We start from the raw sequence: 17,237 nt of genomic DNA on the forward strand, positions 1-17,237 counted from the left end.
GGTCTTGCTTCAATGGCCGCGCAGGCGGCGGCGTGCCGCCGCGATCAAAGCCGCATCGGTTTTGCGCCAGCGGGCGGTAAGATGCTGATCGGGCCGGAAGAGGAAAACCGCGTCATCACCGGCATCGAGCCGTTGCCGCAGCAGGCCGCGCCGATCGTGAAAATCCTGGCCTTCGCGCAGAACGCGACAATCAGCCTGCAGCCTGGTCCCGAAAGCCACGAGCGTCTCAGCGCCGCCGAGAAGATCGAGAAACCAGATCGGCTTGCCATCCGCATCTTCCACCGGCGCGTCGGGCGCCGGGGCGCCGAGCTGCGCGACACCGTTCCAGCGATCGATATCGGGGGTCGAGAGCGACGTATCGTGCACGGTGGCGATCGATAGCCGCCCGGAATTGATCAAGCGTTGCGCAAACGGCGCACTGCGCGCCAATGCCAGGGTGGCGTCGCGGAAGCGCACCTCCTGCGGGCTGCGCGGCGCGATGAAATCGGTCGAGCGTGTCGAATGGCGAATGTTCTCCTGGGCCGCTTGCGAGCGCTCCGCGTGATAGCTGTCGATCAGAGTTTCCGGCGCTTCGCCGTTGAGCACCAGGGTCAATTTCCAGGCGAGGTTCTCCGCGTCCTGAATACCGGAATTGGCGCCGCGCGCGCCGAAGGGCGACACCTGATGAGCGCTGTCGCCAGCAAAGACCACGCGCCCATGGACGAAGCGATCGATGCGCCGACACTGGAAGGAATAGAGCGACACCCATTCCAGCTCGAAACGATCATGGCCCAGCATCTGCTTGAGGCGCGGCACAACTTTCTCCGGCCGCTGCTCGTCGGCTGGATCGGCATCGGGCCCGAGCTGCAGATCGATGCGCCAAATATCGTCAGGCTGCTTGTGCAGCAGCGCCGAATGTCCCCCGTGAAACGGCGGCTCGAACCAGAACCAACGTTCCGGCGGAAAGTCGCCCGTCATTTTCACGTCGGCGATGAGGAAACGATCCTCGAAACTCTCACCGCGCCATTCAAGCCCCAGGAGACCGCGCAGAGTTGAGCGCGGTCCATCGGCCGCGATCACCCAGGCGCCGGATAGGCGATAGTCGCCCTCCGGCGTCCTCACCTGCACCGTGGCGCCATCATTGCCCTGCTCGATGCCAATAACCTTGTTGCGCCAGCGCAAATCGACGCCCAGCGCCAAGGCCCGCTCGACCAGGAAATGTTCGAGATAATATTGCTGCAGGTTGATGAAGGCTGGCATGGCATGGCCATCTTCCGGCAACAGATCGAACTGCCAGACCAGCGCATCCTTGAAGAAGACCTTGCCAACCTTCCAGACGACGCCTTTGTCGAGACAGGGTTGCGCCACGCCCAGACGCCCCAGCACTTCCAAGGTGCGCTTGGAATAGCAGATGCCGCGCGACCCCTCGCCGATGCGATCGGCATCATCGAGCAGCACCACTTTGATGCCACGCAAAGTGAGATCGATGGCGGCGGCGAGGCCGACCGGCCCCGCGCCGACAATCACCACCGGATAGTGCCGTGGTTCAGCCGCGTCCTGATCAGGCGAGCGGCGATAGCCAAACTGATAGCGCGCGCGATGGTCGGGAGTGGAATGCGTTGGCGCCATCCTCTCCCTCCCCTTCACATCATTTCGGATCGCGTCGCGACGGATCGAAATGTTTCTTCAATCCGTTCCAGCAGTCAATATAGGTTTTATCAAGCGTGGAGAGTTCGGAGGCGAATTTCGTCAGGCGCTGCGGATAACGCGTCTCGAACATGAAGGCCATGGTGCCGGTGAGCTTCACCGGCTTCAACTCCACTGTGGTCGCGTGTTCGAAGGCAGTGTCGTCAGGCCCATGCGGCAGCATGCAATTGTGCAGGCTGATGCCACCCGGCACGAAGCCTTCCGGCTTGGCGTCATAGACGCCATAGATCAGGCCCATGAACTCGGACATGATGTTGCGATGATACCATGGTGGCCGGAAGGTGTTTTCCATCACCAGCCAGCGCTCGGGGAAGATGACGAAATCGATATTGGCAGTGCCGGCGCTTTCAGACGGCGACGTCAAAACCGTGAAGATCGACGGATCCGGGTGGTCGAACGAGGTCGAGCCGATGGTGGCGAAACGGCGTAGATCGTATTTATAGGGCGCGTAATTGCCATGCCAGGCGACGATGTCGAGCGGCGATTGGCCGATCTGCGTGCGATAGAGCTCGCCACCCCATTTCAGATAGAGCGTCGCCTCTTCCTCGCGGTCCTCGTAAGCGGCGACCGGCGTGAGGAAATCGCGCGCATTGGCCAGGCAGTTGGCGCCGATGGGGCCACGTGGCGGCAAAGTGAAGGCGCCGCCATAGTTTTCGCAGATATAGGCGCGGGCCGGGCCATTGATCAGCTCGACGCGGAAGATGATGCCGCGCGGGATGATGCAGATTTCGCCCGGCTCGATGTCGATCACACCGAATTCGGTGGCGAAGCGCAGGGACTTTTCCTGCGCGACAAAAAGCATTTCGCCATCGGCATTGAAGAAATATTCGCGCTCCATCGACTTCGTCACCAAAGCCAGATGGGCCGCCATGCCAGCGCGCGTGTCGCTGTCGCCCGCCGTCGTCATCGTGCGCAGCCCCTCGATGAAGGTAAGCGGCGTCTCGGGCAATGGCACCGGCCCCCAACGCAATTGCCCAACGGGCAATGTGCTTTCCTCGCGCGCTGCTGGGGCCGAGCGCAGAAGCCCTTTGTCGATCTGCTCAAAGCGGCCGGAATGTTTGACGCTCGGGCGAATGCGATAGGCCCAAGAACGCTGGTTCTCGCCATGCGGCGCCGTGAAGGCGGTGCCGGAGAGCTGTTCAGCATAAAGACCATAGGGGCATTTCTGCGGCGAGTTGCGGCCGACAGGCAGCGCGCCGGGCAAAGCCTCGGTCTCGAATGAATTGCCGAAGCCGGACATATAGCGGAGGCTCATGGTCCTCTCCCTTTAGTTTCCAGGTTACTTGAATTTCCGGGTTGCTTGAGTTTTCAAGTTGCCAAAATCAGTTGCATATGAAACTAATTTCGTCAACAGGGTTATGCCATGGCCACGCGTCGTCTCATTTTGTCGGAATTCCTGCCCTACCGGCTGAGCATCACCATGCAGGCCGTGTCGGAGGGCCTGGCCACCCGCTATTCCCACGAATTCGGCATTACCGTGCCGGAATGGCGAGTGATTTCAGCACTCGGTGAGCATCAGGAGATGACCGCGCGCGACATCGCCCTGCATGCGCGCATGAACAAGACCATGGTGTCGCGGGCGGTGGCGACGTTGTTGCAGCGCAATGTCATCAGCCGCCGCGAAAACAGCGGCGATCGGCGCGAGGCCTTTCTGAAACTGGCCCGGCGAGGCCATGACATTTACGCGGCCATCGTGCCCATGGCGCTCGACTATGAACGCAAGCTTTTGCGCGACCTGCCGAAAGCAGACATCGCCTTGCTTGACAAGACTTTGACGCTGCTGCTGCATCGGGCGGACGAAGAGGCGCGCGCCATCAACTGCGAGATCGACGGAGACACGGAATGAGCGGCAAGGCATTCGCTTCCACCGGCGACATGGCGGCAAAAAACGTCACCTTCGGTGAGATCGGCCCTGGTCTCTACGCCTACACCGCCGAAGGCGATCCCAACTCGGGCATCATCGTCGGCGACGACTGCTGCATGGTGATCGATGCACAGGCGACACCGGGCATGGCGCATCAGGTGATCGAACGGGTGCGGCAGGTCACCGATAAGCCGATCCGCTATGTGGTGCTGTCACATTATCACGCCGTGCGTGTGCTTGGCGCATCGGCCTATAGCGGCGCCTCGATCGTCGCCTCGGATGAAACGCGCCGGCTGATCGTCGAACGCGGACAGCAGGATTGGGATTCCGAATACGGCCGCTTTCCCCGACTGTTCCAGGATGCGCAAAGCATTCCCGGCCTGACCTGGCCCAGCTTCACGTTCGAAAACAACATGTCGGTATGGCTCGGCAAGCGCGAGGTGCGCCTGATGCATCTGGGCGCCGGGCATACGTCAGGTGATATCGTCGCCTGGGTGCCGGACGCCCAAGCCATATTTTCTGGCGATCTCGTCGAATATCATTCGGCTTGCTACTGTGGCGATGCGCATCTGCGGGCATGGCCGCAGACATTAAACAATATCGCGGGCTTCGCGCCGGAAGCGATCGTACCCGGCCGGGGTGACGCCCTGAAAGGGCGTGGCACGGTGCGGGAGGCATTGGCGATGACGCGCGATTTCGTCAATGCGCTCTATGGCGCGGCTGAACTCTCGGTGGCCAGGGGCCGCAGTTTGAAAGAAACCATGGCGGCGACGCGCGCGACGATGGACCAACGCTTTGGTTCGTTCGCCATCTATGAACATTGCTTGCCCTTCAATGTGGCGCGCGCTTTCGACGAAGCCTCAGGGATAGATGATCCGGTGATCTGGACGGCGGAGCGCGATCGCGAAATGTGGGCGGCGCTACAGGGTTAGCTTGTCGCCGCCCGATCTGGAGTGCTGGATTGATCGCATCGGCTCAGGAGGGGCAAATCGCGCCATCCATAAGCAACCTCGATCAGAACAGCTTCACCGCGCTTGTCCTCTTTCTGGCCGACCACCTGCCCACCGAGCTGCTCATAGAAGCTGCGGGCTTGGCCGTTTTCACGCAGCACCCACAGGCTCGCGGCTTCGTGTCCGTGCCCGATCAGGCCGCGCGCCATCGCCGCCATCAAGATTAAACCGAGGCCCTGTTTCTGCGCTTGGCGCAGCAGGTAGATGGCGCCAATCTCGCCGGTAAATCCTATTCTTTTTAACTCGGCCGCGTGCTGATCACTATAGGAGCCGAAGCCAACCACTTTTCCGCCACACTCGGCAAGGAGAGCGATGGTTCTGTTGTAGGCATCCGGGTTGCCGAGCATGTCGTGCCAGCGCTGCGTACGATCCTGCACCGAGAGCCGATCGATGATCGCCTCCGGTATCAGACCAGGATAGGTCTCGCGCCAGCAGGCGACGTGCACATTTGCAAGCGTCGGAGCATCGGCGACAGTGGCTTCTCTGATCGTGCAGGAAAATGGAGCGTCCGACATGTTCATCATCTCCCTGCGCTTCCTTCGCTGTTTGCTGGACCGATTAAATCTATCGTGAACCAGCACATCTTGCGAACACAGAACCTCTCAGAAATGTAATCGAATCCGCGATTGACTATTCGTGTGTCAGGATCAAATCATCAACCAAGAACGACAACTCGCAAGAACAGCCCCCCATTCACCACACAGGTCGTTCAGCTAGGGATTTCGAGACGCTCGTCCAGAAGGCCTTCCCGCTTGCGCCCCGCATCGCTCTTGGGTCTTTGAATCCATCGTCGCCGTGTTCGAGATCCTGATTAAAGGTTCTGGAAAAGGGAGGGAGCGATGACATCGCTTCACAATGATCTGATTGTCGACACCGCACCCTCCGCAACGGGCCTGCTCGGCAATCGATGGTGGGTGGTCTTCGGTTCGGTCCTAGGCATGATTGCTGGACAAGGCGCGACGACCATTTTCATCTTCGGCACGTTCGTCGGACCCGTCACATCCGATCTCGGGATCAGCCAGAGTTCCTTCTCGGCCGCGCTGCTAATCCTGACAATCGCCGCCGCGGTGGTGACACCGTGGACTGGGCACATGATGGACAAGCATGGCGTGCGGCCGGTCATGTTGCCGATGATCACGCTTTTTGCCGTGGCGACGGCGGCGCTGGCATTCATGCAATCGTCCCTCGCGCTCATTTATGCCTTGTTTGCGATTCAGGGCGCTTTCAGCGCCATTCAAGCACCGACTGGCTATGTGAAAGTCATTTCGCGACGCTTTGATCGGCAGCGCGGTCTTGCTTGCGGCCTGGCGATGGCCGGCGTCGGGCTCGGCGTCGCTTTGCTGCCGCAATATATCGCCATCCTGATGACGCATTATGGTTGGCGCGGCGCTTATCTCGGGCTCGGCGCTTTCATCTTTGTGATGGCCTTCATTCCCGTGGCCTTATTCGTCCGCGACGCACCGGGGCAAACAGCTGCCATGCATCGTGAAAGATCGGCGGACCTTCCAGGACTGACAGTTAGCGAAGCCGTGAAAGGCACGCGCCAGTTCTGGCTTCTGGTGATTGGCCTGTCGCTGGCAGTGATGGCCATCAATGGCGTTCTCGCGCAATTGGTGGTGATGCTCAGTAAGCGTGGCTTTACGATTCCGGAGGCAGCGACAGTGATGTCCATCGCTGGCCTGGCGATGATCCTCGGCCGCGTCCTCGTCGGCTACTGTCTGGACAAGTATCACGGCTCCTACGTAGCGATGGCCGTCTTCAGCTTCCCGGTGATCGGCATTCTGTTGCTGCTCTCGGGTGCGAGCGGACCGGTTCCCTATATCGCGGCCATTCTCTGCGGATTGGGCATCGGCGCCGAACTCGATCTGATGGGCTTTCTTGTCAGCCGCTACTTCGGCCTGCGCGCCATCGGCACGATCTACGGCATCCTCTTCGCCATTTTCGTGATCGGCTCGGGCGTTGGCCCCTATCTGGTGAGCCTGTCTTTCGAGCACGCGCAATCTTATGCGCCCGTTCTGGAAGGCTTTATCGTCGCCTTGCTGGTGGTCATCGCCATGATGGCCTTCCTCGGGCCCTATCGCTATCCGGTCGCGCACGACAGCAACTGATGCGGTCCTTCGCAGCTAAGCGAGGCCCCAAATACGATCGCCGGCCTGTGGCCGGCGATAAATGCGAAGAACGGCGAGAAAGCTTAAGCCGCCTGGAGATTACCGGCTGCGGCTTTCCCTGAACGCTTATCGGTGATGATTTCGAACGAGATCTTCTGACCTTCATTCAGCCCGTGCATGCCTGCCGCCTGCACCGCCGAAACATGTACGAAAACGTCTTTGCCACCGTCGTCGGGCTGGATGAATCCATAACCCTTCTGCTCATTGAACCACTTCACGGTTCCAGTGTTCATTCTCAGTTCCTTTCACCAGACAGGCGCCCGGCCGGGGCTCACACACCGCCCGGACTTTCGATATTGGTAGAGAACGCGCCTGCCTTGATGGGCTAGACGGCCTTCATCCAGGCCAAAGTCGATACATCTTGTTACGATATATATACGGACATTTCAACCCATCACGAAAATCGTGATCTCGTCTAACCGGCGAGAAAATAGTGCCAGGTGCCATCAGCACCGATGCCGGCGCGCTGAATGAGCGGCAGGCCGATATCGTTGGTCAGGCCGAGATTGGCGAAGCGCACGCAGCGATACATATTGAGCCGCTCTTCCCCCGTCGGATCAGGCTTCTGCACGGCGCCGAAATGCGGCCAGATGTAACTGATGGTGCTGCCGCGCGTGCTCTTCACATAGTCGCTCTCAAATGCCGCCTGCAGCAGCGCGAGGATTTCGCGACCGTGTCCATCAAACGAATAGCGCTTGAGAAAGTCGATCACCGTGGCGAAAGAGCGTGGTTTGTCGTCGCCTCGGGCGAAGAGCGGTAGGGTCTCGTTCCATTCGATGGCCGGTCGTAGCCGTTCGATGTCGCCCGACCGCGCCGCCACCAGAATGCGTTCGCGCATTTCCGCGACGCGCGGCGGCAGGGCATCGAGATCGCCCGAAGGCGCGGAAAAGGTCTCAACGGGAACAGCCGGGCGGCGGGCGGGCTTCTGCTTTGCGTCCATCCCCCATGATAACGGCTGGCGACGGGGCGCGTACAAGGGAAAGAGGGCGGGCGGGCAGCCCATTTTAACAGGATGATGCCTTTTACCGGGAATTCAGCTAACCAGTTGGCATGATCTCGCAGAAAGCCCGCTATTCCTTCAAAGCCCTGACCGCCCTGGCGCGCGCCGCGCCGGGCGAGACCGTGCAAACCCGTCAGATCGCCGAGCAGGAGAACATCCCCCGCGCCTTCCTCGAGCAGATCCTGCTTGAATTGAAGCGCAACCGCCTGGTGACCAGCCGGCGCGGCAAGGAAGGCGGCTATTTCCTCAGTCGCTCGCCGGAAGAGATCTCCATTGGCCAGGTGCTGCGGGCGACCGATGGCCCCATTGCCCCCCTGTCCTGCCTGTCACGTCATTCCTATCGGCGCTGCGAGGACTGCCCGGATGAGGCCGCCTGCGCGCTGCGCGCCGGTTTCGCGGAGGCTTTCTCGGCTCAGCTCGAAGTGCTTGAAAAGATTTCACTTGCGAGCGCCATGCGGCATGCGCTGGAGGCCAAAGCGAATGGCGCCGCGCCGGACATGGAACTCTATATGGGCGCCGGCATTTAAGCTTTAAGCGAGGCGTTTTTCGGCGGAAAAGATGCGGCCGCCTTATTCCACATTGATTGCTTGTTGTTGAAAATAAAAAACAGACTTGCAAAGTTGATAGAATGGATCAACATTATCGGCATATAAACCTTGGGGTGCCGTCATGTCGTCCAGCCGTTCGCAAGTTTCCGCTCCGCTGCCGCCTGTCGGGCGAGTGCGGCGGATTGTGGATATCGTCTCGATCATCGCTGCTTTCGCCTTCGTGTTCTTCGTCGCCTGGGGCGCACGGGCACAGACGGGCGAACTGCTCAACGTTTCCTATGATCCGACCCGCGAGCTCTATCGCGCCATCAACACCGCCTTCATCGCGCAGTGGAAAGCCAAGACCGGCCAGGCACTGACCATTCGCCAGTCCCATGGCGGCTCAGGCTCGCAGGCGCGCACGGTGATCGACGGCCTCAATGCCGATGTCGTCACCCTGGCGCTGGCCGGTGACATCGACGCCATTGCCGAACGCTCGACCCTGATCCCCAAGGATTGGCAGAAGCGTCTGCCGCAGAATTCGGCCCCCTATACCTCGACCATCGTTTTCCTCGTCCGCAAGGGCAATCCAAAAGACCTGAAGGATTGGGGCGATCTGGCCAAGCCTGGCGTCTCCGTCATCACGCCTAATCCGAAGACTTCGGGCGGCGCGCGCTGGAACTATCTGGCCGCCTGGGCCTGGGCGACGAAGAACCTGAAGGACGACGCCAAGGTGCGCGACTATATCGCCGCCGTTCTGCGCAACGTCCCGGTGCTCGACACAGGTGCCCGTGGTTCGACGACGACCTTCGCCCAACGCGGCCTCGGCGACGTGCTGCTGTCGTGGGAAAACGAAGCCTTCCTCGCCTTCGACGAATTCGGCAAGGACAAGTTCGATATCGTCGTGCCGAGCCTGTCGATCCTGGCCGAACCGTCGGTCAGCCTGGTCGATGGCAATGTCGACAAGAAGGGCACCCGCGTTGCAGCGCAGGCCTATCTCGACTTCCTCTACACCCCGGAAGCGCAGAAGATCATCGCCAAGAACCATTATCGCCCGCGCAACCTCGAAGCCGCCGATCCGAAGGATCTCGAACTCTTCCCCAAGCTTGATCTGGTGACCATAGACAATGATTTCGGTGGCTGGGCCAAGGCGCAGAAGACCCACTTCGATGACGGTGGCACCTTCGATCAACTCTACAAGCCGGCGCGATGAGCCTCGCTCTTTCAACAAGCAAATGGCGACAGCCGAGCATCCTTCCAGGGTTCGGCCTCGCCTTCGGCACAACGCTCACAGCGTTGTGCCTTATCGTTTTGATTCCGCTCGGTGCGCTGATGCTGCGCGCGGCTGGCGCCGGCTGGACCGACATCGTCGCCATCGCCACCTCGCCGCGCACGCTCGCGGCATTGCGCCTGTCCTTTGGTGCGGCTTTGATCGCCGCCGTGGTTAATACGGTCTTCGGCCTGCTGATCGCCTGGATTCTGGTGCGCTATGAATTTCCCGGCCGTCGCTTGATCGACGCTGCCGTTGACCTGCCCTTCGCTTTGCCCACCGCTGTCGCGGGCATTTCGCTTTCCGCCATCTATGCGCCCAATGGCTGGGTCGGTTCTTTCGCCAATGCGCTTGGCTTCCAGATCGCCTATACGCCGCTTGGCGTGATGGTGGCACTGATCTTCATTGGTCTGCCGTTTGTCGTGCGCTCGGTGCAGCCGGTGCTGGCCGAAAGCGAGCGCTCCATCGAAGAAGCCGCCGCATTGCTCGGCGCCAGCCGCCTGCGCACTGTGTTTCGCGTCATTCTGCCGGCTGTCGCTCCGGCGATCCTGACAGGCTTCGTCCTCGCCTTTGCCCGCGCCGTTGGCGAATATGGATCGGTGATCTTCATCGCCGGCAATATACCAATGGTGTCGGAGATCGCGCCGCTCCTCATCGTCATCAAGCTCGAACAGTTCGACTACGCCGGTGCCGCCGTCATCGGCATGATGATGCTGATCGTCTCGTTCGTTATGATCCTCGTCTTGAACCTGGTGCAGGCTTGGGGTCGCGAGAGGCTTGGCCATGTCTGACACCACGCTCAAGCCGCAGGCGGCAGATCACGAAATCTCCGGCGAGTCGCCGATCACGCGAGCGGTGCTGATCGTCTGTGCGCTCGCCTTTCTGGGCCTGTTCCTCTTCCTGCCACTCGCCTCGGTTTTCATCGAAGCGTTCAAGCGCGGCTGGTACGCCTATCTAGAAGCGCTCGCCGATCCTGACGCGGCATCCGCCATCTGGCTGACCCTCTATGTCGCGGCCATTGCCGTGCCCTTCAACATCATCGTCGGCATTGCCGCCGCCTGGGCCGTGGCGAAGTTCGAATTCAAGGGCAAGAGCTTTCTCGTCAGCTTGATCGATCTGCCGTTTTCGGTGTCGCCGGTGGTCGCGGGCTTGAGCTATATGCTGCTGTTCGGCGCCCAGGGCTATTTCGGCCCCTGGCTGAAGGCCCATGACGTGGCGATCGTCTTCGCCGTTCCCGGCATCGTGCTTGCCACCATCTTCGTCACCTTCCCCTTCGTCGCGCGCGAACTGATCCCGCATATGCAGGCGCTTGGCACCGACGACGAGGAAGCCGCGTTGACGCTCGGCGCCTCGGCCTGGCGCACCTTCTTCACCATCACCTTGCCGAATGTGAAGTGGAGCCTGCTCTATGGCGTGCTGCTGTGTAACGCGCGCGCCATGGGTGAGTTCGGCGCGGTGGCCGTTGTCTCCGGCAAAATCCGTGGCGTGACGACGACGATCCCGACGCAGATCGAAATTCTCTACAACGAATATAACGGCGTCGCCGCCTTCGCCCTCGCTTCGCTTTTGGCGGCGCTGGCGCTCGTCACCCTCGTGGTCAAAACCTTTCTTGAATGGCGATACGCTGACGCGATCGCCGCTTCCTCGCACCGTTGAGCAGGATCATGTCCGTCTCCATCACCGTCGAGAACGCCCACAAACAGTTCACCTCTTATCCGGCCCTGCGCGATGTTTCGCTGCGGGTCGAACAGCAAGAACTCGTCGCTCTGCTTGGCCCATCGGGCTCGGGCAAGACGACCTTGCTGCGCGCCATCGCCGGCCTCGAACAGCTCGACCAGGGACAAGTGTTCTTCGACAAGACCGATATGCGTAGCCTGTCGCTGCGCGAACGGCGCATCGGCTTCGTGTTCCAGAGTTATGCTCTGTTCAAACACATGACCGTTTTCGAGAACATTGCCTTCGGCCTGCGGGCGCGGCCGCGCCGTGAGCGGCCAAGTTCGGCCGATATCCGCAAGCGCGTCGGCGACCTGCTCGACCTGGTGCAATTGTCCGGTCTTGAAAAGCGCTTTCCAACCCAGCTCTCCGGCGGCCAGCGTCAGCGCGTCGCTCTGGCGCGCGCCCTCGCCATCGAGCCCAGCGTGCTGCTGCTCGACGAGCCGTTCGGCGCGCTCGACGCCAAGGTGCGCAAGGACTTGCGCGGCTGGCTGCGCGAACTGCACGAACGCACCGGGCAGACCACCCTGTTCGTCACCCACGATCAGGAAGAAGCGTTGGAGCTCGCCGACAAAGTGGCGATCCTCAATCAGGGCGTCATCGAACAGATCGGCTCGCCCGATGCCGTCTATGACAGTCCGGAAAATGCTTTCGTCTGCGAATTTCTCGGCGAAGCCAACAAGCTGCCGGTGCATGTCGCTGGCGGCCAGGCATTCTTCGACGACGCGCCGATCTTCGGCGGCATAGGCCAGAACCGCAGCGGTCCCGCTTCGCTCTATGTGCGTCCGCAGCACATCAAGCTGGCCGACAACGGCCCGCTGGCTTTGCCCGGCATTGTCGAGCGCATCCGTCGCAACGGCGCGGTGCGCCGCCTCGAAGTGGCGGTGCGCGGCTATGCCAAGCGGCTGGAGCTCGATCTCGCCAGTTCGGTCGCGCCCGCAATCGGCGAGCGCGTGTCGATGAAGATCGTCAACGCCCATATTTTCTGAGTGTTATGTTACGCTACGGCGTGACTTGAACCTGTCATCGATTTTTGCCACCCGCGGCCTTCATTGGCCGAGGCAATATGTATTTCGCAAAATTTTTCCGCAAAGCTCCCAACGACGACCGTTTGCTGCTCTACACGCCAGATATCCTGATGGGCATCTACGCGCGGGAGATCAATTACAGCGATTATCCGAATGGCCGACCAAGCCATGAGCCCGACGGCAATCTGTTCGGCGAGTTTTTGCGCCACAACTACCCCACAACGCGCGAGGGCGTAGCAGCTTATCGCGATGAAGCCGAAAAACTGCGCCATGCTGGCTACATGGAAACCCACCACACCGAATATACGTTGCGAGACCTAGAAGGCGACGATACGCCGAAACCCGACTGGCAGAAAGCGCTCGACGAAACCCTGCTGGCGATGTTCGCCGATCCGCTGCCGGTGCAAGCAGAGCACATCGCTGCACTTGCAGGCACCCCAGCCGAGAGCGAGCCGATTGCGCTCTGGGCCCGCGCGCATTACGGGTCCGCGACAAGCGCCGCCGATGCGCTGGCGCTCAGCGAACAGGCGCGCGACGGCATTTGGGCCCGCAAGGCCGCCGGTACATCGTTTTACACGTGGTCGCTCAGGTCCAGCACCATCGAAGCCTATGTGCTGGAACTGCTCTGCCGGCGCTATCTCATCGCCGGCAATCCCACGGCCGCACTCGACGCGATCGAGCAGGCCCAGGAAGCGCGGATCGACCCGGAACGCAGCATTTTGCGCGCCAATATTATCTGCGACTATTTTCCGGAACGAGAAGAGGACGCCTTCGACAGTATCTATCGCTATGTCGACTTCGGCGACTACACGTCAATCACCTCGCGCCCTTCCTATGCGGCCTATGCCGCACGGCGTGCCACTGACGCCGCCGCCAAACGGGCCAGTTGGCGCTGGAGCCGGGCACACAAGCCTGCGGATGAAGCCGCCATCGTAGAAGCTGAACGCCGCTTCAACGGCCGTTTCCCCGATGACTACCGCGCCTTCCTGAAGGAGCGCGGCAAGAGCGTTCTGTTCGTGCGCACCCCGCGCGAGGATGCCACCCTCAAGTTCCACGCGCCTGAGCAACTGGCGAAGCAGCACGAGGGCCTATCGAGCTTTCTCACCCTGTCAGAGAGTTTGGAGCAGGCCACTGCTGCTTTTCGCGACGAGTACGACGTCTCGCTCCAGCATCTCGTGCCCATCGCCGAGCCTCAAAACGCCAGCAATGCCCTGCTGCTGCATATCGAGCCCGGCGATAAATATGGCCACGTCTATGTGTGGAACCACGACGGCGCGTTCGAGCTGGTTTATGAGCAGCAGAGCTTCAAGGCTATGATGCAGGCACTTCTCGAGGGGATCGAGACGCAGGACGCGGCCGCGCTTGATCTCTTCAACATTCGCCCCCGCGATTGAAACGTCTCAGTCCTGCTGCGGAATATTGGCTTCCTTGATGACACGCGCGAACCGCGCGCGATCATCGAAATAGACCTTGTCGAATTCTTCTGGCGTATTGCCCACCGGCTGCAATTCCATCGTCGCCAGGCGCTCCTTCATATCAGGCGCCTCGAGCGTGGTTTTCGCTTCTCTCCAATAGCGATCGACGATGGCGCGCGGTGTTTTCGCCGGCAGGAACAACCCCATCCATCCGGCCACGATGAAATTCGGCAGGCCCTGCTCGGCGATGGTCGGCACATCGGGCATGGACGGCGTGCGCTGCGCGGTGGTGATGCCGATGGCGCGCACGGCACCAGATTCGATATGCGGCTTGGTGGCGGAGGTCGGCACGAGCGCAATCTCGATGTCGCCTGTCAGCAGCGACTGGAACAGCGGCGCGTCACCGCGAAACGGCACCATCTGGATGTCGGTGCCGGTCTCCTTCTTCAGGAGCTCCATGGTCAAGTGCAGCGAATTACCGATGCCGGTCGAGCCATAGTTGAGAACACCAGGCTTGGCTTTCGCTAGCGCCACCAGTTCCTGCAGGTTTTTCGCCGGCACTTTCGGATGCACGACGATCACCGTGGAGGTCGCCACGAGCTGTGTGACGCGAATGAAATCCTTGTCGGCATCGAACGGCAGCGATTTGTAGATCGACGGTGAAATCGCCTGACCATTGATGTTGAACAGAATGGTGTAGCCATCGGGCGCGGCCTTGGCGACCGCATCGGAGCCGACGTTGCCGCCAGCACCGGCCCTGTTCTCGATGATGACCGCGACCTTCATCTGCTCTTGCAGCTTGGCAGCGAACAGTCGCGCCGACGCATCGGTCGCGCCGCCCGCCACATAGGGCACGATCATACGAATGGGTCTGTCGGGAAACGTCTGGGCCACGGCGGCCCCCGCCATCGCGGCCATCATGCCCAAAACCTGAAGCGTCCCGGTCAGCCTGAACTGCATCGAATCCCCCCTCGTCGCGCGCATATTTGCGTCGCGCCGATCATGTCGGGCGGAGAGGCCGCTGTCGAGATGGAGGATTGGCGATCAGTGCCGGCGCGTCATCGAGAATTCGCCCAGGCGGATGCGTTCGGGCAGGCGCTCGGCGAATTTGGCTACCTGTTCCTCGCCGTGAATGCCGACGAGTTCGCGGAAGGCCGCATCAAGCGCCGCATGGGCAAAGCAGCCGCTCTCGATCCCCGCCAGCACCGCTTCAGCGAAGGCTTCGGTAAAATAGCCGAGGGCCTCGCGGCGCTCTTCGGCAGCGTGGAACTCGTTCACAAGGGAGGTCGGCGGCGTTTTCATCGTGGTGGCAATCTAGTCACCCACGCCCCGCGCCGCGACCTTCGAATAAAAAAAGGGTTAACATGGGCGCTACGCGGTTACCGCGCCTTAGCCGCCGTAACGGTTGGAGACCTCGCGGACGATCTTTTGCCCCTCGTCCAGGTAGCGCTGGATGATGAGCTGCGCGTTGGGCGTGCAGGAGCGGTAGGTCTGCTCGTAACCACGAAAGCCACGGTTAAAGGCGCCGGCCAGGCGCTCCTTGCGGGCTTCCGTCAGGCCTTCGGCCTCGATCAACGCGGTCATTCGCCGGCGCCATTCAGCGCTGTCGTTGGCCCCGCAGAGATCGCGCAGAAAGGCGAGCGCGCCGAGAAGTTCGGAAAGGCGCAACAATTGCCGCTCATAGGGCGCGGCCGATGTGTCGGGCGCAGGCGCCGCGGGGGCTGGCGGCTTTTGCTGCGCGCGAGCGCCGGTTGCCAACGGCCCGGCCTGAAACGAGGCCAGCACCAGAGCGAAGCTCAGGGCGACTGAAAGGAGGCGCGCCGATCTGTCCGTCACGGTCTTATCCACCCCGCCCTTTTCGTCTCACGCCGGCTTGTCGACGAGGGCGCGGGCGCTGACGAGCAGTTCCGTAAGCCCCTGCGTCAACGGGATCGAGGCATAATGCGCTTCGTCAGCCCAGATCACCTGGCCCAGCTCATCCCCCGCAGCGCCTTCTCCTGCGAGCCAACGCGCCGCGAAGGACGCGATGACATAATGGCGTTTGACGCGGCCATCATCGTCGCGGTTGATCACCTCACGCCAGCCATTGAAGGCGACGATCTCGGCGCGCACGCCGGTCTCTTCCTCGACCTCACGCAAGGCCGCCTGTTCGAGCGTCTCGCCGGTTTCGACGAGACCGCCTGGCAGACTGAATATTTTATCGAAAGGTGGAAGACGCCGGGCGCCAAGCAAAACCTTGCCGCCGCGCCAGACAGCGGCGCTCGCGGCGAGGATGGGACGGGGCGGATAATCGCGATTGTCAGTCATCATAAAACCTTACGGGAACAGCCGTTCCTTGCGCCAGTCGCCTTCCGGCTTGTCACGACGAAATGTGATGCGATCGTGCAGGCGGAAGGGCCGGTCGTGCCAGAACTCGATCTGTACGGGCTTGATGCGAAAGCCAATCCAGTAAGGCGGACGCGGCACCTCGCCGACGCCGAATTTCAACGTATAGGCGGCGATCGCCTTCTCGAAAGCGAAGCGCGACTCGACCGGGCGTGACTGCTGGCTGGCCCAGGCGCCGATGCGCGCATCGCGCGGCCGCGAGGCGAAATAGGCATCCGATTCAGCGTCCGTCACCTGTTCGACCGGGCCACGCACGCGCACCTGTCGACGCAGGCTCTTCCAATGGAAATTGGCCGCGGCGTGCATGTTGGCGGCGAGCTCGCCGCCCTTGGCGCTTTCGCGATTGGTGTAGAAGACGAACCCGCGTTGGTCCCAGTCCTTCATCAACACCATGCGCACATCCGGCAGGCCATCGGGGTCGACCGTCGCCAGAGCCATGGCGGAAGGATCGTTGGGCTCGGATTTAATGGCCTCAGTGAACCAGTCGCCGAAAAGGGCGAATGGTTCGGCAACGTCGGTGAAGTCACCCGCTGTTAACTGGTTCAATGTTTAACTTTCCTGGCAAGTTTTTTGTAGTGGATTTTAGAGTGCGCGTTTTGCCCTTCTCAAGCTTTGATATAGGCGAAAACCGTCGATTTGTCGTCGCGGGCTTTCGTTCCATTACCCCGGCCGGTCTGTTGATCGGCCTCGCCATCAGTCTCGGCGGCTGCGCCACCGCGATTCCGCTCCCCTCTTTCATTGCCTCCAAGGAAGATCCCGACGTCACGGGCTCAATCCGGCAGGTCTCATCCGTGTCGCCCTCGCCGCTGTCATCGGACCTCGACGCCGAGGATTGGCGCCGGGCCAAGGGCGCCATGAGCGTCGCGCTCGACCCCCAGGGCAACGGCATGCCCGTCTCCTGGGACAATCCAAAATCGGGCGCCAAAGGGGTTTTCCGCCCGGTCGGCGAGGCCAAGCCGGTGGATGACAAGATTTGCCGCTCCTTCGTCGCCGATCTGTCTGGCTCCCACCCGGAACAGTCCCTCCAGGGCACCGCCTGCCGCGACAAAGGCGGCGATTGGGCCCTGGGACCGGTCACCCCCTGGAAAAAGGCCTGATCGGGCTGAAACCGGGCACATATTTCCGTTCACCCTGCAGCGCAAAACCGTTCGCCTCAACGCCCCTCAATTGC

Annotated in this window: 20 protein-coding genes; 10 read left to right on the forward strand and 10 right to left on the reverse strand. The window is 61.2% G+C overall.

Annotated elements, in window-relative coordinates; translation table 11 throughout:
- Positions 1-9: 9 nt before the first annotated feature.
- Both BLW50_RS13915 and hmgA read right to left on the reverse strand, forming a co-directional pair.
- On the reverse strand, positions 10-1,608 hold the full coding sequence (locus tag BLW50_RS13915) for an FAD-dependent oxidoreductase (protein WP_090703417.1): 1,599 nt from the start codon (positions 1,606-1,608) through the stop codon (positions 10-12).
- A 19-nt stretch (positions 1,609-1,627) separates the two neighbouring features.
- Entirely contained in the window at positions 1,628-2,941 is a 1,314-nt protein-coding gene (gene hmgA, locus BLW50_RS13920; protein WP_090703421.1) for a homogentisate 1,2-dioxygenase, read from the reverse strand.
- A 108-nt stretch (positions 2,942-3,049) separates the two neighbouring features.
- Here hmgA and BLW50_RS13925 point away from each other — a divergent pair, with 108 nt between their 5' ends.
- Together BLW50_RS13925 and BLW50_RS13930 are read left to right on the forward strand one after the other, a co-directional pair.
- Positions 3,050-3,532 (forward strand): MarR family winged helix-turn-helix transcriptional regulator, encoded by a 483-nt coding sequence (locus BLW50_RS13925; RefSeq protein WP_090703424.1) that lies wholly within the window; start codon positions 3,050-3,052, stop codon positions 3,530-3,532.
- Complete coding sequence (locus BLW50_RS13930; protein ID WP_090703427.1) at positions 3,529-4,482, forward strand: MBL fold metallo-hydrolase; 954 nt, start codon at positions 3,529-3,531, stop codon at positions 4,480-4,482. Before BLW50_RS13925 ends, BLW50_RS13930 begins: the two co-directional genes overlap by 4 nt.
- Here the strand turns inward: BLW50_RS13930 and BLW50_RS13935 are convergent.
- Positions 4,479-5,084 (reverse strand): GNAT family N-acetyltransferase, encoded by a 606-nt coding sequence (locus tag BLW50_RS13935; protein WP_090703430.1) that lies wholly within the window; start codon positions 5,082-5,084, stop codon positions 4,479-4,481. The genes BLW50_RS13930 and BLW50_RS13935 overlap by 4 nt on opposite strands.
- Before the next feature lie 315 nt (positions 5,085-5,399).
- Here BLW50_RS13935 and BLW50_RS13940 point away from each other — a divergent pair, with 315 nt between their 5' ends.
- Positions 5,400-6,668, forward strand: coding sequence for an MFS transporter (locus BLW50_RS13940; RefSeq protein ID WP_090703433.1), 1,269 nt, complete (start codon positions 5,400-5,402; stop codon positions 6,666-6,668).
- A gap of 83 nt (positions 6,669-6,751) precedes the next feature.
- On the opposite strand, the gene BLW50_RS13945 is transcribed toward BLW50_RS13940, so the two are convergent.
- Both BLW50_RS13945 and BLW50_RS13950 read right to left on the reverse strand, forming a co-directional pair.
- Complete coding sequence (locus tag BLW50_RS13945) at positions 6,752-6,961, reverse strand: cold-shock protein (RefSeq protein WP_090703436.1); 210 nt, start codon at positions 6,959-6,961, stop codon at positions 6,752-6,754.
- Positions 6,962-7,143: 182 nt separating this feature from the next.
- Positions 7,144-7,668 carry a hypothetical protein gene (locus BLW50_RS13950; protein ID WP_090703439.1) on the reverse strand — a complete coding sequence of 175 codons (525 nt, stop codon included), beginning with the start codon at positions 7,666-7,668 and terminating at the stop codon, positions 7,144-7,146.
- A gap of 110 nt (positions 7,669-7,778) precedes the next feature.
- Here BLW50_RS13950 and BLW50_RS13955 point away from each other — a divergent pair, with 110 nt between their 5' ends.
- The 6 genes from BLW50_RS13955 (at position 7,779) to BLW50_RS13980 (ending at position 13,660) form a co-directional block, all read left to right on the forward strand.
- Positions 7,779-8,255 carry an RrF2 family transcriptional regulator gene (locus BLW50_RS13955; protein WP_090703440.1) on the forward strand — a complete coding sequence of 159 codons (477 nt, stop codon included), beginning with the start codon at positions 7,779-7,781 and terminating at the stop codon, positions 8,253-8,255.
- 142 nt (positions 8,256-8,397) lie between these two features.
- Positions 8,398-9,468, forward strand: a complete 1,071-nt coding sequence (locus tag BLW50_RS13960; RefSeq protein ID WP_090703443.1) for a sulfate ABC transporter substrate-binding protein — start codon at positions 8,398-8,400, stop codon at positions 9,466-9,468.
- Entirely contained in the window at positions 9,465-10,316 is an 852-nt protein-coding gene (gene cysT / locus BLW50_RS13965; RefSeq protein WP_090703446.1) for a sulfate ABC transporter permease subunit CysT, read from the forward strand. Before BLW50_RS13960 ends, cysT begins: the two co-directional genes overlap by 4 nt.
- Positions 10,309-11,181, forward strand: a complete 873-nt coding sequence (gene cysW, locus BLW50_RS13970) for a sulfate ABC transporter permease subunit CysW (RefSeq protein WP_090703449.1) — start codon at positions 10,309-10,311, stop codon at positions 11,179-11,181. Before cysT ends, cysW begins: the two co-directional genes overlap by 8 nt.
- A gap of 8 nt (positions 11,182-11,189) precedes the next feature.
- On the forward strand, positions 11,190-12,227 hold the full coding sequence (locus BLW50_RS13975) for a sulfate/molybdate ABC transporter ATP-binding protein (protein ID WP_090703452.1): 1,038 nt from the start codon (positions 11,190-11,192) through the stop codon (positions 12,225-12,227).
- Positions 12,228-12,304: 77 nt separating this feature from the next.
- On the forward strand, positions 12,305-13,660 hold the full coding sequence (locus tag BLW50_RS13980) for an SMI1/KNR4 family protein (protein WP_090703454.1): 1,356 nt from the start codon (positions 12,305-12,307) through the stop codon (positions 13,658-13,660).
- Between the two features lie 6 nt (positions 13,661-13,666).
- Here BLW50_RS13980 and BLW50_RS13985 read toward each other — a convergent pair whose 3' ends face one another.
- The 5 genes from BLW50_RS13985 to pdxH form a co-directional block, all read right to left on the reverse strand.
- Entirely contained in the window at positions 13,667-14,641 is a 975-nt protein-coding gene (locus BLW50_RS13985) for a Bug family tripartite tricarboxylate transporter substrate binding protein (protein ID WP_170850149.1), read from the reverse strand.
- Positions 14,642-14,725: 84 nt separating this feature from the next.
- Positions 14,726-14,983: a hypothetical protein gene (locus tag BLW50_RS13990; protein ID WP_090703460.1), complete on the reverse strand. Its 258-nt coding sequence runs from the start codon at positions 14,981-14,983 to the stop codon at positions 14,726-14,728.
- 87 nt (positions 14,984-15,070) lie between these two features.
- On the reverse strand, positions 15,071-15,517 hold the full coding sequence (locus BLW50_RS13995; protein ID WP_170850150.1) for a TIGR02301 family protein: 447 nt from the start codon (positions 15,515-15,517) through the stop codon (positions 15,071-15,073).
- Between the two features lie 27 nt (positions 15,518-15,544).
- Entirely contained in the window at positions 15,545-15,988 is a 444-nt protein-coding gene (locus tag BLW50_RS14000; RefSeq protein ID WP_090709104.1) for an NUDIX hydrolase, read from the reverse strand.
- 9 nt (positions 15,989-15,997) lie between these two features.
- A complete protein-coding gene (pdxH, locus tag BLW50_RS14005; RefSeq protein WP_090703467.1) occupies positions 15,998-16,612 on the reverse strand; it encodes a pyridoxamine 5'-phosphate oxidase in 615 nt (204 codons plus the stop codon).
- Between the two features lie 41 nt (positions 16,613-16,653).
- Between pdxH and BLW50_RS14010 the strand changes: the two genes are divergently transcribed.
- On the forward strand, positions 16,654-17,163 hold the full coding sequence (locus BLW50_RS14010) for an RT0821/Lpp0805 family surface protein (protein ID WP_244544236.1): 510 nt from the start codon (positions 16,654-16,656) through the stop codon (positions 17,161-17,163).
- Positions 17,164-17,237 lie beyond the last annotated feature (74 nt).

The sequence above is a fragment of the Beijerinckia sp. 28-YEA-48 genome, from assembly GCF_900104955.1.
GTDB lineage: Bacteria > Pseudomonadota > Alphaproteobacteria > Rhizobiales > Beijerinckiaceae > Terripilifer.